17 protein-coding genes, 1 tRNA gene and 2 pseudogenes are annotated in these 18,210 nt (G+C 49.2%); 6 read left to right on the forward strand and 14 right to left on the reverse strand.

Features of this window, described 5'->3' with window-relative positions:
* Window positions 1–54 precede the first annotated feature (54 nt).
* Window positions 55–1,758 (forward strand): AsmA family protein, encoded by a 1,704-nt coding sequence (locus tag M2422_RS14050; RefSeq protein ID WP_064673823.1) that lies wholly within the window; start codon window positions 55–57, stop codon window positions 1,756–1,758.
* A 60-nt stretch (window positions 1,759–1,818) separates the two neighbouring features.
* Here M2422_RS14050 and yicI read toward each other — a convergent pair whose 3' ends face one another.
* Complete coding sequence (gene yicI, locus M2422_RS14055; protein WP_064673824.1) at window positions 1,819–4,137, reverse strand: alpha-xylosidase; 2,319 nt, start codon at window positions 4,135–4,137, stop codon at window positions 1,819–1,821.
* 12 nt (window positions 4,138–4,149) lie between these two features.
* On the reverse strand, window positions 4,150–5,541 hold the full coding sequence (locus tag M2422_RS14060) for a glycoside-pentoside-hexuronide family transporter (RefSeq protein ID WP_033147057.1): 1,392 nt from the start codon (window positions 5,539–5,541) through the stop codon (window positions 4,150–4,152).
* Window positions 5,542–5,830: 289 nt separating this feature from the next.
* Here M2422_RS14060 and M2422_RS14065 point away from each other — a divergent pair.
* Window positions 5,831–5,925 (forward strand) — tRNA-Sec (locus tag M2422_RS14065).
* Between the two features lie 4 nt (window positions 5,926–5,929).
* On the opposite strand, the gene M2422_RS14070 is transcribed toward M2422_RS14065, so the two are convergent.
* From M2422_RS14070 to M2422_RS14080, 3 genes are read right to left on the reverse strand one after another with little or no spacing between them, the layout of a single operon-like run.
* Complete coding sequence (locus tag M2422_RS14070) at window positions 5,930–6,367, reverse strand: hypothetical protein (protein WP_029740794.1); 438 nt, start codon at window positions 6,365–6,367, stop codon at window positions 5,930–5,932.
* Window positions 6,364–9,369, reverse strand: a complete 3,006-nt coding sequence (locus M2422_RS14075; protein WP_064673825.1) for an RNA-directed DNA polymerase — start codon at window positions 9,367–9,369, stop codon at window positions 6,364–6,366. Before M2422_RS14075 ends, M2422_RS14070 begins: the two co-directional genes overlap by 4 nt.
* Before the next feature lie 2 nt (window positions 9,370–9,371).
* Window positions 9,372–9,599 carry a hypothetical protein gene (locus tag M2422_RS14080; RefSeq protein ID WP_064673839.1) on the reverse strand — a complete coding sequence of 76 codons (228 nt, stop codon included), beginning with the start codon at window positions 9,597–9,599 and terminating at the stop codon, window positions 9,372–9,374.
* 136 nt (window positions 9,600–9,735) lie between these two features.
* Here M2422_RS14080 and M2422_RS14085 point away from each other — a divergent pair.
* From M2422_RS14085 to M2422_RS14100, 4 genes and pseudogenes are all read left to right on the forward strand, one after another.
* A pseudogene (locus M2422_RS14085) lies at window positions 9,736–10,033 on the forward strand (SymE family type I addiction module toxin).
* A gap of 371 nt (window positions 10,034–10,404) precedes the next feature.
* Window positions 10,405–10,889 (forward strand): annotated as a pseudogene (locus M2422_RS14090) (Hcp family type VI secretion system effector).
* Between the two features lie 9 nt (window positions 10,890–10,898).
* Entirely contained in the window at window positions 10,899–11,264 is a 366-nt protein-coding gene (locus M2422_RS14095) for a tlde1 domain-containing protein (RefSeq protein ID WP_072051083.1), read from the forward strand.
* Window positions 11,261–11,848 carry a hypothetical protein gene (locus M2422_RS14100; RefSeq protein ID WP_231113515.1) on the forward strand — a complete coding sequence of 196 codons (588 nt, stop codon included), beginning with the start codon at window positions 11,261–11,263 and terminating at the stop codon, window positions 11,846–11,848. The genes M2422_RS14095 and M2422_RS14100 overlap by 4 nt, the downstream gene beginning before the upstream one ends.
* A 53-nt stretch (window positions 11,849–11,901) precedes the next feature.
* On the opposite strand, the gene M2422_RS14105 is transcribed toward M2422_RS14100, so the two are convergent.
* The 9 genes from M2422_RS14105 to M2422_RS14140 all read right to left on the reverse strand — a co-directional run bounded on the left by M2422_RS14105 (window position 11,902) and on the right by M2422_RS14140 (window position 17,661).
* Window positions 11,902–12,384 carry a type VI secretion system tube protein TssD gene (locus M2422_RS14105; RefSeq protein ID WP_064673827.1) on the reverse strand — a complete coding sequence of 161 codons (483 nt, stop codon included), beginning with the start codon at window positions 12,382–12,384 and terminating at the stop codon, window positions 11,902–11,904.
* Between the two features lie 11 nt (window positions 12,385–12,395).
* Window positions 12,396–12,740, reverse strand: coding sequence for a putative T6SS immunity periplasmic lipoprotein (locus tag M2422_RS14110; RefSeq protein ID WP_224435036.1), 345 nt, complete (start codon window positions 12,738–12,740; stop codon window positions 12,396–12,398).
* Window positions 12,737–12,982 carry a type IV secretion protein Rhs gene (locus M2422_RS23930; protein ID WP_404995718.1) on the reverse strand — a complete coding sequence of 82 codons (246 nt, stop codon included), beginning with the start codon at window positions 12,980–12,982 and terminating at the stop codon, window positions 12,737–12,739. Before M2422_RS23930 ends, M2422_RS14110 begins: the two co-directional genes overlap by 4 nt.
* A gap of 15 nt (window positions 12,983–12,997) precedes the next feature.
* Entirely contained in the window at window positions 12,998–13,279 is a 282-nt protein-coding gene (locus M2422_RS23935; RefSeq protein WP_404995717.1) for a hypothetical protein, read from the reverse strand.
* Between the two features lie 133 nt (window positions 13,280–13,412).
* On the reverse strand, window positions 13,413–13,850 hold the full coding sequence (locus tag M2422_RS14120; RefSeq protein ID WP_064673828.1) for an acetyltransferase: 438 nt from the start codon (window positions 13,848–13,850) through the stop codon (window positions 13,413–13,415).
* A 356-nt stretch (window positions 13,851–14,206) separates the two neighbouring features.
* Window positions 14,207–15,205, reverse strand: coding sequence for a class I SAM-dependent methyltransferase (locus M2422_RS14125; protein WP_064673829.1), 999 nt, complete (start codon window positions 15,203–15,205; stop codon window positions 14,207–14,209).
* An 85-nt stretch (window positions 15,206–15,290) separates the two neighbouring features.
* Entirely contained in the window at window positions 15,291–16,229 is a 939-nt protein-coding gene (locus tag M2422_RS14130) for a GlxA family transcriptional regulator (RefSeq protein ID WP_047059676.1), read from the reverse strand.
* A 189-nt stretch (window positions 16,230–16,418) separates the two neighbouring features.
* On the reverse strand, window positions 16,419–16,898 hold the full coding sequence (locus tag M2422_RS14135; protein WP_064673830.1) for a hypothetical protein: 480 nt from the start codon (window positions 16,896–16,898) through the stop codon (window positions 16,419–16,421).
* Window position 16,899: 1 nt separating this feature from the next.
* On the reverse strand, window positions 16,900–17,661 hold the full coding sequence (locus M2422_RS14140; protein WP_064673831.1) for a winged helix-turn-helix domain-containing protein: 762 nt from the start codon (window positions 17,659–17,661) through the stop codon (window positions 16,900–16,902).
* Window positions 17,662–18,210 lie beyond the last annotated feature (549 nt).

An 18,210-nucleotide genomic window follows, 5' to 3' on the forward strand; every position in this document is an offset into this window, starting at 1 on the left:
TTGCGCATAAATCGTGCATAACTCCCTTATGTGCGTTTTGCGGGATGGAAGACCATGAAATTTATTGGAAAGCTCCTCATCTATCTTCTGGTAGCCCTGCTCATTGTGCTGCTGGCGTTCTACATTCTGCTCCAGACCCGCTGGGGCGCGTCTCAGGTCAGCAGCTGGGTGACGGTGAATACCGACTACGAACTCAGTTTCGACAAGATGAATCACCGCTTTTCGTCGCCTTCCCACATCATTCTGGAAAACGTCACCTTCGGTCGGGACGGTAAACCCGCCACGCTGGTAGCCAAAAAAGTCGATATCGGCCTGAGCAGCCGCCAGATAACCGATCCGCTGCATATGGACACCATCACCCTGTTCGACGGCACGCTGAATCTCTCGCCCCAGACGGCACCGCTGCCTTTCCAGGCGGATCGCCTGCAGCTGAACAACATGGCCTTTAACAGCCCGAATACCGAATGGGATCTCAGCGCGCAGAAGGTCACGGGCGGCGTCAGCCCGTGGCAGCCGGAAGCGGGCAACGTGCTGGGGAACAACGCGCAGATCCAGATGAGCGCGGGCTCGCTGACCCTGAACGGCGTACCGGCGACCAACGTGCTGATCGAGGGGCAGCTTAACGGCAGGGAGGTGGTGCTGAAAACGATTGGTGCCGACATGGCCCGTGGCTCACTTACCGGCTCCGCCCTGCGCAACGCCGACGGGAGCTGGATTATCGACACGATGCGCCTGAATGAGATCCGCCTGCAGAGCGATAAAACGCTGATGGCGTTCTTCGCGCCGCTGGCCTCCATCCCCTCTCTGCAGATTGGTCGTCTGGACGTGACCGACGCCCGGCTTCAGGGCCCGGACTGGGCGGTAACCGATCTCGATTTAAGCCTGCGCAACCTGACTCTCAGCAAAGGCGACTGGCAGAGCCAGGAAGGCCGGCTGTCCATGAACGCCAGCGAGTTTATCTACGGCTCGCTGCATCTTTTTGACCCGATCCTGAATGCGGAGTTTTCCCCGCAGGGCATGGCGCTGCGTCAGTTCACCTCCCGCTGGGAAGGCGGCATGGTGCGCACGTCCGGTAACTGGCTGCGCGACGGTAAAGCGCTGGTGCTGGACGATGTTGCCATCGCCGGGCTGGAGTACACCCTGCCGCAGAACTGGAAAACGCTGTGGATGGAGCCTCTGCCGGAATGGCTGAACAGCGTCACGCTGCAAAAATTCGGCCTGAGCCGCAACCTGGTGATCGACATCGATCCCGCCTTCCCGTGGCAGATCACCTCTCTGGACGGCTACGGCGCAAACCTGCAGCTGGTGAAAGATCGCCAGTGGGGTATCTGGGGCGGTAGCGCAACCCTGAACGGCGCGGCGGCGACCTTTAACCGCGTGGACGTGCGCCGTCCGTCGCTGGCGCTGAATGCGAACGCCGCCACGGTGAACATTACCGACCTGAGCGCCTTTACCGAGAAAGGCATTCTGGAAGCCACGGCGACGGTTTCTCAGCTGCCGCAGCGACATACCACGGTGAGCCTGAACGGGCGCGGCGTGCCGCTCAACGTGCTGCAGCAGTGGGGCTGGCCTGCGCTGCCGATTACGGGCGACGGCAATATTCAGCTCACCGCCAGCGGCAGCGTGCAGGCCAGCGCACCGTTGAAGCCAACGGTGAACGGCAAGCTGAACGCGGTAAATATGGATAAACAGCAGGTGCAGCAGACGATGACGGGCGGTGTAGTATCGACCGCACCCTCACCCCAGCCCTCTCCCTGAAAGGGAGAGGGAGCAAACCCTTCCCTCGCCCCTTTGGGGAGAGGGTTAGGGTGAGGGGAATTAAAGGTGAACCACCACCTCATTCCCCTCCGCTTTCACCACCACGCCCCACTCGCTGCCCGCGTGTGAACCCCCCTTCACGCCGCTCACCTTCTGTACGTTGCGCAAGCACACGGACCAGTTTTTCGCGTCTCCCGCGCCGGTAAAGGTCACGATATCGCCCCGACGTGACGCCTTCAGCGTAAACGCCACGGCCCCGTCCGCCGCAGGCACTTCGCTCACCGCCGTTGAGCCATCGTCCAGGTTAAACAGCTGGAAGGCCGTCCCCGCGTTCCACGCGTAGTCCGGCTTCTGGTTATTGTTGCCCAGCGCCAGCAGGGTGTTGTCGCGCACGTAGACCGGCAGGCTCATGAAATCGTGCTGCTGCTTATGCCAGCGGCTGCCCTGAATTTCGTCGTTATGCCACAGATGCGTCCAGCGTCCTTCCGGCAGGTAGAACTGCACGTCGCCCGCCTCGGAGAACACCGGCGCGACCATCACCGCATCCCCCAGCATGTACTGGCGGTCGAGGTAATCGCATGCCGGATCGTCCGGGAACTCCAGCATCATCGCCCGCAGCATCGGCGTGCCGAACTCGCGGGCCAGCGCCGCCTGACGATACAGGTACGGCATCAGCTGACACTTCTGCTGGGTGAAGTGGCGCACCACGTCGCAGGACTCGTCATCGTACGCCCACGGCACGCGATAGGATTTGCTGCCGTGCAGGCGGCTGTGGCTGGAGAACAGCCCGAACGCGCACCAGCGTTTGTAGACATGCGCCGGAGCGGTGTTTTCGAACCCGCCAATATCGTGGCTCCAGAACCCGAAGCCGGACAGGCCAATCGACAGCCCGCCGCGCAGGCTTTCGGCCATGGATTCATAGTTGGCGTAGCAGTCACCGCCCCAGTGTACCGGGAACTGCTGCGCCCCGACGGACGCCGAGCGGGCAAACAGCACCGCCTCTTCCTCCCCCACCGTCTCCTTCAGCACGTTCCACACCAGCTCGTTATAGATGTAGGCGTAGTGGTTGTGCATCTTCTGCGGATCGGACCCGTCGAACCACTGCACATCCGTCGGGATACGCTCGCCGAAGTCGGTCTTAAAGCAGTCGACGCCGATATCCACCAGGCCTTTCAGCCTGTCGGCATACCACCGGCACGCGTCCGGGTTGGTGAAGTCGTAGATTGCCAGCCCCGGCTGCCATTTGTCCCACTGCCACAGGGAGCCGTCCGGGCGCCTGAGCAGGTAGCCCTTCTCTTTCAGCTCCCGGAAGATCGGGGATTTCTGGCCGATGTACGGGTTAATCCACACGCAGACCTTCAGGCCTTTCTCTTTCAGGCGGCGGATCATCCCTTCCGGATCCGGGAAGGTCACCGGGTCCCACTCGAAGTCGCACCACTGGAAGGCCTTCATCCAGAAGCAGTCGAAGTGGAACACGTGCAGCGGCAGGTCGCGCTCGGCCATGCCGTCAATAAAGCTGTTTACCGTGGCTTCGTCGTAGTTGGTGGTGAACGAGGTGGTGAGCCACAGGCCGAACGACCAGGCAGGCGGCAGCGCCGGACGCCCGGTGAACCGCGTATAGCGGTTCAGCACCTCTTTCGGCGTCGGGCCGTCGATCACGAAGTACTCGAGGTATTCTCCTTCCACGCTGAACTGCACTTTGGAGACCTTCTCGGAGCCGACTTCAAACGAGACGTTTTCCGGATGATTCACCAGCACGCCGTAGCCGCGGTTGGTCAGGTAGAACGGGATGTTTTTGTAGGACTGCTCGGTGCTGGTGCCGCCGTCGCGGTTCCAGGTTTCGACCGTCTGGCCGTTGCGCACCAGGGCGGTAAAGCGCTCGCCCAGACCGTAGACCGTTTCGCCCACGCCCAGGTCCAGACGTTCAAACACGTAATTGCGGTCGGTATTGCTGTCCTGCACGTAGCCGTTATTTTTCAGCTGGCTGCCGGTAATGCGCTGGCCGTTGCGCAGGAAATCCAGCGCCCAGAACTCGCCTTTGGTGACGCGCACGCTGACGCTTCCGCTTTTCAGCTCGGCAAACCCGGCGTTGTTTTCAATCTCTACCTTCACGTCTTTCAGAACGTTCAGCGGATAGTGCGGGCCGTTATTCAGCGCGCCCTGGAAGTGCTCAATGCGCACCCCGACAATCCCTTCCTGCGGGGAAAACAGGCGCACCGTGAACATCAACGTGTCGAGCTGCCAGGTGCGTTCGCGCACGTCGCGCGGCGCCACATACACCACAAGGTCGTTGCCCTGCTGCTCCACGTCGAACACCTGAACCGGATACGTCACGTTCAGGCCCGGTTGAATAAGCCAGTTTCCATCACTGATTTTCATGCTTTCGTCCTCTTAGTTCTGCAATTCTTTGCTGACCGGCAGGTTTTCAAACTCCTGCTGATTGCGGCGCGCGCCCTGCGCCAGCTCGCCCAGGATTTTGGTCAGGAAGGGGGTTTTCAGCGTGTAGTAGCGCTTGGCGATAATGGCGCTCAGCACGTAGCAGGCCGCCGGGGCCAGGGTAAACAGGCCGATAATGATGCTGATGGTCGCGCTGTTCTGGCTTTTGGCTGCCGCGTCGTAGCCGCCGCCAGCCAGCATCCAGCCGATCATTGCCCCGCCCAGCGCCAGGCCGAGCTTCAGCACGAACAGCGTGCCCGCAAAGCTGATGCCGGTCAGGCGTTTGCCGTTGGTCCATTCACCGTAGTCGACGGTATCGGACATCATCACCCACTGGATCGGCGTCACCAGCTGGTGCAGCACGCCGATGACGAAGATAAAGGCGAACATCAGCACGGTGGCGTGCATCGGTACGAAGAACATCGCCACGCTGACCACCGCCAGCGCGGCGTTGGTCCACCAGAAGATGCTGACCTTGCACTTCCAGTCGGTGAGCGGTTTCGCCAGCGCGGAGCCAATCAGGTTGCCGACGCAGTAGGTAGTGAGGAACGCGACGAACACCTCCGGCGAGCCCATGATCCAGGTGCAGTAGTACATCATCGCGCCGCCGCGCACGCAGACTGCGAGGATGTTGAGGATGGTGAGTACGCCGACGATGCGCCACTGGTCGTTGTGCCAGATGTCGCGCAGGTCTTCCCGCATGGAGGTGGTGCTCGGCGGCACCTGGATGCGCTCTTTGGTGGTGAAGAAGCAGAACGCCAGCATCAGGAACGCGACCACCGACAGCACGGCGATGCCGCCCTGGAAGCCGAACGCCTTATCGTCGCCGCCAATCAGGTTCACCAGCGGCATCATCAGCACCGTGGAGAGCATGCCGCCCGCGGTCGCCAGCACAAAGCGCCAGGACTGAAGGGAGATACGCTGCGTCGGGTCGTTGGTGATCACGCCGCCCAGCGCGCAGTAGGGAATGTTGACCACGGTATAGAGCAGGGTCAGCAGGGTGTAGGTAACGGCGGCGTAAACCATTTTGCCGTTGAGGCTGAGGTCCGGCGTGGTGTAGGCCAGCACGCAGACGATGCCGAACGGGATGGCGCCGAACAAAATCCACGGACGGAATTTGCCCCAGCGGCTGCGGGTGCGGTCGGCAATCAGCCCCATGCACGGGTCGGAGATCGCATCCAGCGCGCGCGCCAGCAGGAACATGGTGCCGACAAACCCGGCGGGAATGCCGAAAATATCGGTGTAGAAAAACATCATGTACAACATGACGTTATCAAAAATGATGTGGCTGGCGGCATCTCCCATGCCGTAGCCAATCTTCTCTTTAACTGACAATACTTCGCTCATCTTTTTTTATCCTTCACGCTGTAGGGGGGCGCTGAGACCGGTTACAGAGTTTTAAACCATTGTTTCAGGAGCGGGTATTGCGTTTTCTGGTTAGCAGATTACGTTTCTTGTTTTTTGTGATCGCGGTAAATGTTGGAAGCACGAGGGGCTAACATGAGGATTTTCTTAGGAATTAACTGAAACAGGGGTGTACAGGTCAAAAGAGAGGTGAAAAAAGTGTGTCTGGGTATGTGGTAAATGCCTGAAAGTAGCTATAATGCGCCCCGCCTCCATGTAGCAATCGAGGCGCGGAAGATCGTCATCTCCGGTGAGGTGGCTGGACTTCAAATCCAGTTGGGGACGCCAGCGTTCCCGGGCAGGTTCGACTCCTGTGATCTTCCGCCAAAAGTTATCTAATAACTTCTTCAATGATCCCTTGTAGTTCGTTACTCCATTCTTTATCTCTCACTGTTCTAGAATTTTTTAAACAGTCTTTATGTATACTAAGTTGAGACTTAATCGTTGCAATCCACTTAGAATCTCTTGACTGAGTTTCTAGTATTTGTTCAAAAGAGAATAGCATGGCAGAAACGAACCAGCGGTATTGGCCATATTCATTAGTATTATTTTCCGGTTTTTCTAAGCCTGCTGAAAATTTTGGGTTTACAATACAAAGTTGCAAATATTGTTGATAAATGTCATACGCAATACTTTTCCTTTCTTCATCTTTACTACTTTTAAGCTGCTTATATCCAATCCAAGCAGCTAAACCTGCAACAAAAACAGCAATAAATGTTGCCAGATCAGACGCCAGTGAAACCCATTTAGCCCAAAAATCAATATTCATTTTTTATTCCCAGCCAACATTATTGTAGTAATTCTTTCTTTCGCCAAATCAAAGCCTATTGGAACAGGCTTAAACCTTTCTTCTGTATCGGTCATAACTCCTGTATGCTGATATTCTCTTAAAGGTAGAAAATCAATTTCGGCAATAACAAAATAATCATCTATACCTCCTTTCAATCTAACCATATCACGCTCATAAGACTTTCTATATGGTGTTCTAACTCGACTATCGCCATACATTCTATTATTTACTTGGATTATAAATGAATGGATATCATGTGCAGCGCCCTCTACTAAATAACCAAATGTATTTACATCAGCATTCCATTCTAAAAGAATCAAAGCATCAACCTTTCCTTGAAAACGAACACGATTTCGAGGATCAGTTAGATCACTACAAATTAGTACGCCGAAGAAAAAATCTCCATGCTGATATATGTGTGGTACTTCTTTTAAAAACTTCGGTTTATATAAAACTTGTTCTTTTAACTTTAGAAATTTTTCTTCTTCATGAGAAGGCCTTATTTTAGGCTGAATAATTATTAAATTTGTTGGGTATCCAGGCCAAACTGTAGCCAAAGATATTAACGAATCATTTCGAAGTTCTTTCTCACCATTTAATTTATAATACTCCATACCTGCTATAAAAGAAACACCTTGCTTACCAAGTTTTGATGCTATACTCACAGCCCATTTTCTTGGTATTGAACATTCAGGAAGGATTATATAGTCAGTCCTCTTACGGGCTCGAAGGATATTATTTATTAAATCATTCGTCCTCTCATATCTCTCAAGACTACGATTCGGTACGCCAGATACAACCATATTATACGTCTGCAAAGTTGTTTCAAAACTAGTTAGTGCCACATTTATTTTTTCCTTTCTTGAATAAGGAATTTTGTAGTTGATACCTTCATTATGAGGAAAACTAAATTTTTCCTTATTTAATATTTTTGCCCCCCTTAATCCCATAACGCTTTTTTCAAAAAAATCAGAATCCTCGAGAAGATGAGGACAAATAAGAACCATCTCTTGAATATTCAGAGGTCTAGTTGAAAAAGCTAACGCAGGCCAAAATGGTTTCTTTAGTTTGACTTTTTTTCTAAAAGATTCAATTTGAGGAAGCCGCAGCAGGTAATGAATACTCTTTTCCAAAGGAATATTGATGCAAATTGCATCACTTTTTTGAGAGTGATACCAAAAATCCTTATATGGCCTTAATCCTAAATCTGATATTAAAAGCATGTTACTAATAGTCTTTAATTCTTCTATATCATAGGGTTCAGACCTTACGCCGGAAAGAAAACTAATATCCTCAATTACTTTTTTTAATTGATTCCATGAATCAAAACCTTTTATAGTAGATGATTTTATTACTGTTTCGATCAATTTTTTTATAAAGTAATTTATGCAGTATTTAAGTTTATTACTTTCTTTGACATAAGTAGTTTCTTTTATCAACCCAAAAGTCTGATTTATCTTTAAAATAAAACTATTTAACTGTGTGAAATCTTGACAAGAAATCATTATTTGAAATATTCTTGGAAAGTACTGAAAATATTCAAACATCCCTTTTGGAGAGAGTAAATATCTTTCGCAAAGACCATAAAATTCATGGCGAATGAGTTTCCATTCATGACAAGATAAATCTTTAGAGTAACTTTCCACATCTCTAATTAACAATGATAACCCGAGTCTTCGAATTGAAATTGTATCAGCCTTCCGAAGAGCATCAGCAACTAATGAAGCATCTGAAGATGCAAGTAAGGTTTTTTCAGCCATTTGGATAGAATCCCGAGGTATACTCGGTAACATGCGATACTCACTTGATTGCGCCCTTATTTGGCTAGATATTTGATTTATAAGATCTAAACCATGCTCAGAAGAAAGACTAAAAATTCTTTGCTTTTGTGTTTTAAATTTTAAATTTGAATCAAATGCATATTTTAGCTTTATAACTAAATCCGGTAATCCTTCTTCATCACGATTAATTTTGATACAATCAACTCGTTGTGAAATATACCGTATTATCGCCTCACCACTTATAGTATCCTCAGGAGTCTCAAAGACAAGGAATATGTCATCAACATATCGCCCGTAGTAAATAGGATTAATATTGTTATAGATGTCTTGGTCTAACTCAAATAATAATACATTAGATATTATTTTCGATGCTGACAAACCAACAGGTATAGCCCCTTGCGGGTTTTCTTTGTAGTCTGGGGTCTGAAAATACCATGTTTTTATTGAGTTTATAAGTAATTGAGTAAATGAAACTTCCTCAGAAGACAATTCAACTCCAATAGTTTTTAAAAATAATGGCCTCAACATAAACTCTGGATTTATATTATGATAAAAACTTGCAACATCCATTGTTACTGCTGTAATGTTTTTCCCATTCTTAAGTGATCGCTCCATTGATTTAAGCCCATTTCTTCTCCAGTTTTTATAGGCTGTAAAATAAGGAACAAACAGGCCGTTTGCATTTTCATTTATCACATAATCTTTTTCTTCCGAAAAATCCTGGCTACCATATCGTCTTAATCTATTGCCATAAGAAAGCTTTTCATTTAATTTTTTTTCTAACTTATGACCAACCTTAAGGATCCATAATGCGGAAATTATTTGATAATTCACCGTAGCATTTATAATTAGTCTATATTCTGCTTGAAGTTTCTTTTTATTTTCTTTGAATCTTTTTCTCCAGTCGGTATTTGGATCAACCGAGCGATAGTGCATAATAGGGTTTTTATCCCATTCACCATCATCCAATCCCTTTGGAATATATAAATTCTCTCCCAAAAAGGAAACATTGTTTTCCCATCCAGAATCATTCTTTGTCAAATTCAAATATAGATTTTTGATGTTTTCATGAAGTTGTGACTCGTAGTTAGAATACATTATTGAATTAGAATGAAACGTATCAAAATAAGCTTCTTGCTTCGCTTTTCTATAAGCCACGTAAAGATCGCTTAAGCTTATGAATGACTCTGCTAGTAACATTTTCAGTCTCCTGAACTTAAGAATATTTTATTGATGTCGTTGTTATTATTTTTTTCGTTCAGTCTAGTTAATTCTTGTCTTCCCAACGATTTTAGCCAATTCCCCAAACTCATCCCTTCAGCCTTCGCAGCCTCCTCAAACTGAGCCTTCAATTCAGATGTAATACGAATCTGAAACGTCGGTGCTTTTCCGGATTTAGATTTGTTGGGGTCGCGTTTAGCTGTTGACATGTACGTACCTACAAGAGCAAAATTTCTCCACTGAGGTACGTACCTTAACATACAAAAACCTCAAATTAAAACGCCCTCGCCAGGTACTCGCAATACCGGACGAGAGCTAACCTCACCAACTATCAAGGAGTTGATTATGGCTGATTCGCATTCTACCCCAGACACCGACCAATCAGGAACCGAGCGTTCGTTAATTGTGGGATACCACCCGAATGTTTTCGACAAATCCACGCCGAAAATCATCCTTTCCGGCAAGTGGCTGCGCGCAGCGGGTTTTGATACCGGACAGCAGGTCACGGTAAAGGTGATGAAAGGATGCATCGTTCTGGTGGCGTATAACGAGCAGGAGCAGAAGGATGCTGGACGATTACAAACGCACTAAAGCAAAGTTATGCCAGATCGAGAATACGCTGGCGAGCCTGCAATTATCATAACCGTTCCCGCTGTTATCAAGTTGGCTGCTGGGCATGCAGCCAACATAAAACACATTATGGAATGCCAAATTTCTTCCATAACATCCAAAAAGCAATCGAACCCAACATGTAATGCTAACTTACAAGTTGAATATTTGATGACATTCATCATTTCAATAGCTGATGCTATTTTAACTTAGCATTTATCTTACGATGGCAACGAAATCATAATTCAACGTTATAGTCTTTAAAAATCCATCTGAGAAACTTATACATCGCAAACAGCAATTTTAAGTCCCACTTCCATATTTTATTTTCTATTTTGAAATGAAAGTCACAATTTAAATCCATAATGAAGAGTAGTTTCCCTCAGTCTATAAAAGGAGACTGAGATGGCTATACCTGTTTACTTATGGCTCGAGGATGATTCAGGTCGGAGAATTAATGGATCTGTCGATATTAAAGATCGCGAGGGTTCAATAGAAGTGATTGAATTTATGCATTCAATAGAACAACCTATAGATAAATCCTCCGGAAAAATCACAGCAAAACGCATTTGTAGTACCTATGCATTCATGAAAGAGATTGATTCATCATCCTCTTATCTATACAAAGCTTTGTGCACTGGGCAAACACTAAAAAAGCAGAATTTATATTCTACAGGATCAACTATAACGGACTTGAAGAGGCTTACTTTAAGACAACATTAGAAAATGCAAGAGTTGTTCAAATTGAACCTATCATGTTTGACATTAAACATCCGCAAAACGAACACTATACACACCATGAATATGTAGATCTGACATATGAAAAAATCACATGGCACTACATTGATGGAAACATCATTCACTCTGATACCTGGAAAGAACGCGCTTAAGGAGAAAGTATGTCCTGGGAATATGATGTAAAAGAGCATAAATTTTATCTGGATGGTGTCTACCAATTTGATGCTGATTACGCAGGTGCAAGTGGTTACAAAAACGATCCGTCACAAGAATGTGTAAAAAATAGCGGACCGCTGCCACGAGGTACCTACACTATTGGGTCCCCTCATAATTCAGCCCACACTGGAAAATATACTCTCAGCCTCACACCCTATTCGACAAATGATATGTGTGGTAGGGACTCATTTAAAATACATGGTAAAAGCAGTTTGCACCCTGACGACTCTTCAGAGGGCTGCATCATTGCTCCTCTGAGTGCCAGAAGGAGTATCTGGAAAAGCAACGATACGGTATTGATTGTCAAATGAAGCGTTTATTTTGTTTATTGCCATTACTCGTTGCAGTCAGTTCACACGTCTCAGCAACGGGAATGACCGGCTTTGCGGCCCAGTATTACGATGAAGACGGCTCGCTGACGGAAATTTCTACAACAGTGCCCCTTTCCCCAACCATCGCTATAGGCAAGCAAGCCGTACAAATGGAGGTTACTCACCTGTCAGATATCACCAGCTCACCAGTCAACACAGACAGTTCCGCTCGTTGGGTCTGCCTTCATGACGACGATGGCACGAATTACTGGTTCATCTCGGATAACGAAATGGGTGCAGGATTGTTAACTGCGCTAGTTATAGCCAAAGATGGCATCCATAACGAGTGTGCTAAAACAACGGAACCTATCAGAGTCTCAGTCGCTAATGTTCCGTTATTAAATGCGACACATGGCAATTTAGTCGCGTTGTTCGGCGCGAAAGAGACCGCCCAAAAGAAAGCGATGCTTTTTTATCAGGAGACGCCAGTACAGAATGGATTCATCCAGAGTAATACGGTCTCCTATTACTTCGATGGCGAAAAAGTGCGTGGCGTAATCATCGGGCAAATTACCAGTAACTAATTTTTTAAATCTCTCTCCATCAAGGTAGAGGGACCCAATCTTCACTAACAGCATCACTGAGGCACCTTATTCCAGTGATCCTCATATTTAATGTGTCCTTCCAGATAAAACCACTCGATACCGCGATAACGAATCCCGATGCTTTCCATCATATTATAACCAGGCGCCCCCGGAACCCAGGTATGGGCAGCATCGACAGACATAATCACGATACTATCCAGCGTTATGCGGTACACCTCGAATTCAAATCCTGCTTCGTTCACATCATAGTAGTGGATAACCGCTTTCTGTAGCCTTTTGCTTTGACATAAAGCATCTGCAAAGTAAGGCGACGTTTTGTCGATCTGCTTATGGATCGTGAATGCCCCATGTTCTCTGGCCCCCATAAGATTGCCCGTGCTGGCGCTGCAAACCTGATGGATGTGGTAATTGCTGTTAAGGATCTCAATCGCGCCTTCTCTGCCCGAAACGTTGCAGCTGCCTTTGATCGGGTTTCCATTTTCATCATAAAGAAACATGTACGCGGGTAATGACATTGACTTTCCTCCTAATGATAATTTATGACTCTGCCGTCATTATCCTTGAAAAATGGATAGTAATAATTTCGCTCATTCAAGGTATAAGAGATTTCATAGGCATAGCCAGCTGGCAGGGCAATCTCGATACAACTATCTGGATATGAACGTCTTTGAAATTCGGCCGCAAACTCTTTATATTCACCGTGTTGCATAGACGAAATTGTATATCCATTCAAAATATCTTTTTCGTCAACACTAAAACAAAAATGATTGCCATTTATCATGATCGTTCGCTGCTCAGGAATATTCAGATTTTCACCCGGACAACCGGTCAACATTGAGATAATCGGAATGAATAGAATTTTTAGTTTCACTGTGGAAAGTCTCCTAAAATAGCTTCATACCGCCTGAGAAGATCCTGTTTTGGTTCCGATGGGTCATAATCAATGAGTTTATGCAGGTTGCTGCGGGGATCAAATCCATAGGTATTGAGCAGCCAGAAATCACTGACGATAGAGGCTTGTTGCTCGAGACCGTAATCAAGCAAGTGATTTTTATCTAAATGGTAGGAATAGTCGACAGCCCAGGAGAATGCTCCGCGAAGGCGTACCATCATACCGTGCTGATGCTGCTAAACATGCATCATGTCATGCAGAAAAAGATGCGCTCCGACGATACGAGACATTCTTTGATGGGACATGGAAAAGTCGTTTTCATACGTACCTTCCATAAAATAAATCTCACCGTTTGGCGTCATTGCGGTTCTGAAATTCTGCATATTGAAGGGCAAATAACTTCCCCGATGAATCCACACTTCATTATAACGAATACTTAAACCATAAAGTGTTTTGGCAAGGTTAATTTCACCGAGCGTTAGCAGTCGCACTCCGCCAATTTTTATTCCATCGCTCATCTGCGCTCTCCTTTTGCGAGAGCTATATTAATATCACCGTAAATTAATACAATTATTTTTTTAATGAATGATAAGGGTGTTATTATATCCCTCAGAAATTACGGTAACGTTTTAAATTACCTACTGATTATTTTTACTCACCCAATCGCATATGCAGCAACGGAAACGGATTCCCCTGCCCGTCCAGTTCCGAGCGTCCGACCTGCTCAAACCCCATATGGCGATAAAATCCCACGCCCTGCGGATTCTGCTCATTCACGTCCACTTCGTTCGCGCCGAACGCTGCGATGGCGTGTTGCAGCAGCAATTTCCCGACGCCCTTCCCGCGACTCGCTTCATCAACAAACAGCATTTCAATGCGGTTTTCATCCACGCCTAAAAAGCCGTGAATAACGCCTGCGTCATCGCGAGCGATCACGACCTTGAGGTTAGGCAGATAGGCGTTAAGCAATAGCGGGCGCAGCGCCGCAATATCGCTTTCCTGCAAAAAGTGATGGGTGGCGCGGACGGAGGATTCCCAGATCGCAACCAGACGTTCGAAGTGTGTGGGAAGTGCGGTTTCAATTTTCATGGGGGGATCATTATAGAGCGCAGAGATTAAATCAAGTATCCAGAAGCATGGAGGCAATAAAACGAAGACCTTAAATGAAGTTATAAACTCTCGTACATCTGAAAGTAGAGAGCGTATCAAGGAAATGGCCCGAAAGTTGGTTCAGGAAACCAGGCAAATGATAGATCATGGCAAGCAAGAATCATCACCTGGGAATGAGAACAGGAAAACGAGTCAATCCTTCATGACAGTTGTTCGGTTTAACCGAACAACTGAGGAACGGTAAATATTGTTGCGCCCTGCTCCCCCTCACCCTAGCCCTCTCCCTCAAGGGAGAGGGAACCGATTGTGCGGTTTGTCATCCCACACCGTTCGAGCTAAACCCTAATCTCCATCACCGCATACACCCCATCCTTCGGCACAACCACGGTGACGTTTTCCACCGGCACGCCTGCCGCGAGGTGGATATCCTGCAGCTGCTGTAACGACCTCGGGTGAATATCCTCCCAGCCGATACCCCGCAGCACAAAGTCAATTTGCGGGCTGCTGGTCAGCATGTTCGACACAATCACCGCCCCGCCGGGCTTGACCAGCCGCAGCGCGCGCTGGAGAAAAATCACCGCATCGGTATCGTTGAAGTATTCGAAAATCCCCAGCGCGTCGACCAGTTCGGCCTGATGCTCGCCGAGCTCCAGCAGCAGGTCCTCGTTACGCACCAGCGTATGGAGCAGGTTGCGCCTGAGCAGCGTCAGCTGTTCGCCCACCACAATCCCTTCCTGCGCCGCCATGGTTTCGGCCCAGCTGAGCGCCACCGGGTCTTTGTCCACCAGCGTGAGATATACACGCTGGCCGTCGAGCTTTGCTTCGCGCAGCGCCTCCAGCACCGGAATGGCGGCACCGCTTGCGAGGCTAACCCAGTTATTTTCACTTTCGTTGTGAATATACTTATCCACCAGCGCGGCCAGCACCCGGGCGCGGGAGCGCACGCCAACCGCATCGTTAGCGTGGATAAACCACTGGCGGCTGTCGCTGTCCATTTTCGTGCCGTCGGGCAGGCGGTCCTCCAGCGGGTTTTGCACCACAAACAGCGCCAGCGCGGAGGGCACCAGCCGGGTACGCCACGCGGTGAGCGCCGGGCGGTTGCGGAAGGCCTGTTCGGAATAGCGGTTCTGCGGGACAAGCACGGCCTGCCCCCCCTCGTCGTATTCCACCCTCGGAGGCCGGAGCGCTGGCTCGGCTTTCAGGGCGCGGTCAAGGGAGGCGATCTCACGGGCAGCGTCGTCTTTCATCGGCCACTGGTCGCTGACGTCGGGAAATGACGCGCTGAAAATCGTCATATTTTCCGGTGCATCGCCGCGAAAAGGCTGCCAGTTCATGTCGTCTTCCCTCCGTTGGGCTTTTAACGGAAGTCTATCCAGGCGAGCGAGTAATACCCTACGAAGAAAGCACGAGATAGGTGCATCAGTTCTGCGACGTGCGCCATACCCCCGGCGTGCAGCCGTACTCGGTCTGAAAATGACGAATAAAATGGGCGCAGTCGCTAAACCGCATCCGCCGCGCAATATCCGTCACGCTTTGCTGAGAGTTTTTCAGCAGCCAGCAGGCATAGCGCAGCCTGGCGCTGCGAATAAATTCCCGCGCCGTTTTGCCAAACTCGGCGTGAAACAGGCGGTTAAGCTGGCGTTCGCTCAGCTTAACGTCCTGCGCGAGCCTGGCGGCGTTCAGCGGGTGAGTCAGATACTGTTCGACGATCGTCACCGCCCTGCGCAGCCGTGAATCAGGGATCATGGCGATATTCGCGGGCCGCGGCGTGGCGGCGTCATGCGGAGGAAGGGACAGCCGCCGGGAGGTGGTGGCCGCAATGTCGTCTCCCCCGTGGGCGCGGATCAGCGCCGTTACCAGGGTGAGCGTTGAGATCCCGCCCGGGCAGGTCAGCACATCGCCTTCGTCGATAAAATCGAGACCTTGCTCAGCATAAACCTGCGGAAAGCGTTGCGTGAAAACGTCATGGTGATGAGGATGAATCGAGGCGCGGCGCTCGTTCAGTAAGCCTTCCTCCGCCAGGATAAAGCTGCCGGTACCAATACCTATCAGGGGAACGTTGTTGTGATAAGCCTCCGTGAGAAACGCTCTGTCGCCACGGTGTCCCTGGTGAAGATGCTCCAGACCTCCGCCGATCGCCGCAATGTAGTCGAAGTCGCCGGGCGGCGCATGGGCGGCCTCAGGCCGCACGCTGAGCCCTGAGCTGCTCACTATCGGTAAGTCGGGATAAGTGCTTATCAGGCTGAGTTTAAAGCGTATTTTCTGGCTACGCTTCTGGACGCTGGATGCAATACGTAACGCCTCTATTAATCCTGAATATGCGAAAAGCGAGAAATGGGGCCACAGGAGTAAACCCATATGCAGGGATTTATTCCGTGCAGGCGTCATACTGACACTATCATCAATTATATTTTTCATTAACTTGCCGAAGAATAATTACATTATCGCAACATTATTGTCGCTGTTATATTTTCCTAAGATAGGTCCTGGCTGTTAAATCAAGCATAAATGATGCCCGCAAAAACTTAAAAACATTTCTCCCTGTCGCTATCCGTTTTTTGACGTGTGGCACACGTAGGTCGGCAGCGTCCCCAGAATAAATAAATAATTCTCATTCTGCTGTTTCTTAATACGCATATAAATATTCTTATTCGGATAGATAAAAAATAAGGGCTCGTACTTCTCCAGCCAGCTGTCGCTGATGTTGTCGTCCGGAAATTTCATATTGCGTATGGACGTCAGATTATAGACGCTGTCTTTGCGCTCAATCTGAAAGAAAACTTTGCGATTCAGGGTCTTCGTGGGATCGCTTTTCAACCGGCCATTCATGCTGAGTATTCCGCTGTTACCCTCCACGGTGTAATTCAGCCACAGAGAGAGCGTTTCATCACGGTGATGCTGAATAAAGTTCGCCTGGCAGGAAAAGGGCTGGATGTAATGGCGATGCCAGAGGTAATACGCTGCCACGATAGCCCCCATCAACAGGCACAGGCAGAGCGCAACAAGCGTTTGACGGTAGCGAACCATACTAGCGATCCTCAATAAAATAATCGGACATACAGCGGTTGGGTTCCGTCATTGGCCTGTCACAGCGAATGACCGATGCACGGGGCAGCAGGATATATCCGCTGACGTAAACCCAGGGATAGTTCGCGCACTGGTCCTTAAACGGGGCGGCATAGGCCAGGGCTTTATCCCTGTCGCGCTGCGTTTCAATATCGCGAGAAAAATAGAGCTGGCATTCGCCCATCTTCATCGCGAAGCGGTACCCGTCTACAAAATAGCTGTCATGCAGCAGGTTATGGCTGATAACGCTCACGCCAGCCAGCATCAGCAATAGCACCAGCGCGCCCGGCAGCAAGAAGCGGCGTGTCGGGGCCGTCGGGCCGACGGTCTCTTCGGCGGCATCCGGAGCAGCACGTTCTTCCTCTTCAGCCTGCGGCTGCGTCTCTTTAACGGTGATTTGCGTATCGCTTGCGAGCGTCAGTCCAATCCGCGGGATAGTGACAATCGGATCGGTTTCAAACCCCACTTTCTTCAGCCCCTTACGCAGAATAGAAATATTCTGGTAGTAGGTATTAGGCGAAACCAGCATCCCCCGGCGCTGCCAGACAATATCCATGCACTCCTGTTGAGTCACAATACTTCCGACTCTTTCTATTAATAACAACAAACAGCGCCCCGCCGGGGAATTTAATACCACCACCCGGTCAGGATTGTTGAGATCGCGTAATGTGCTGGCCGCTGGATGAAACTCTACCAGGCCATTAATAATGTAATGCTTATGCATAGAATGGGCTAAATACCTCCGGTCAACGCCTGTTGCTCCAGTAGATTCCCTTCACGGTTAACCTGCGTATCCCTCGCCTGTGTAAGGATTAATGTGACGGATAAATGCGCAACTGTATATCCTGGCGCCTGGCGAAAAATCTTATTTTTCCTTTCTCTTTATCTGACCGGTCTGAAGTTTTCTTAACCGCCATTTTAAGCCGTCTTGACACTGACAAAACTCGACAAAGGCGCCCGTTGAACGCTTTAGCCATCATTGTCTGAATTATTCAGCGCGCTTAATTTGTTTTTTTAATCAAAAGCAGAGAGGACGCGCTCTGCCAGCGGGTTTCGAAATTACGACCAATTCGAAAGCTGTCGTCTTAATTAACAATTTCGGTGCGAAACTGTTAGCCACCGTCAGTAACAACCCGCGTCGCATGACGTCTCCAGACTATTTCCTTACAAAACATTTATTAAAGCCAACTTTTCAATAAAAACTACCGGTATGATTATTTACAGGCAGATAAGCAAAAGCCGGTTCAGCGAGGAGAAATTGACGCTACACCTA

It is taken from the genome of Enterobacter sp. SLBN-59, from assembly GCF_024807915.1.
GTDB lineage: Bacteria > Pseudomonadota > Gammaproteobacteria > Enterobacterales > Enterobacteriaceae > Enterobacter > Enterobacter asburiae_B.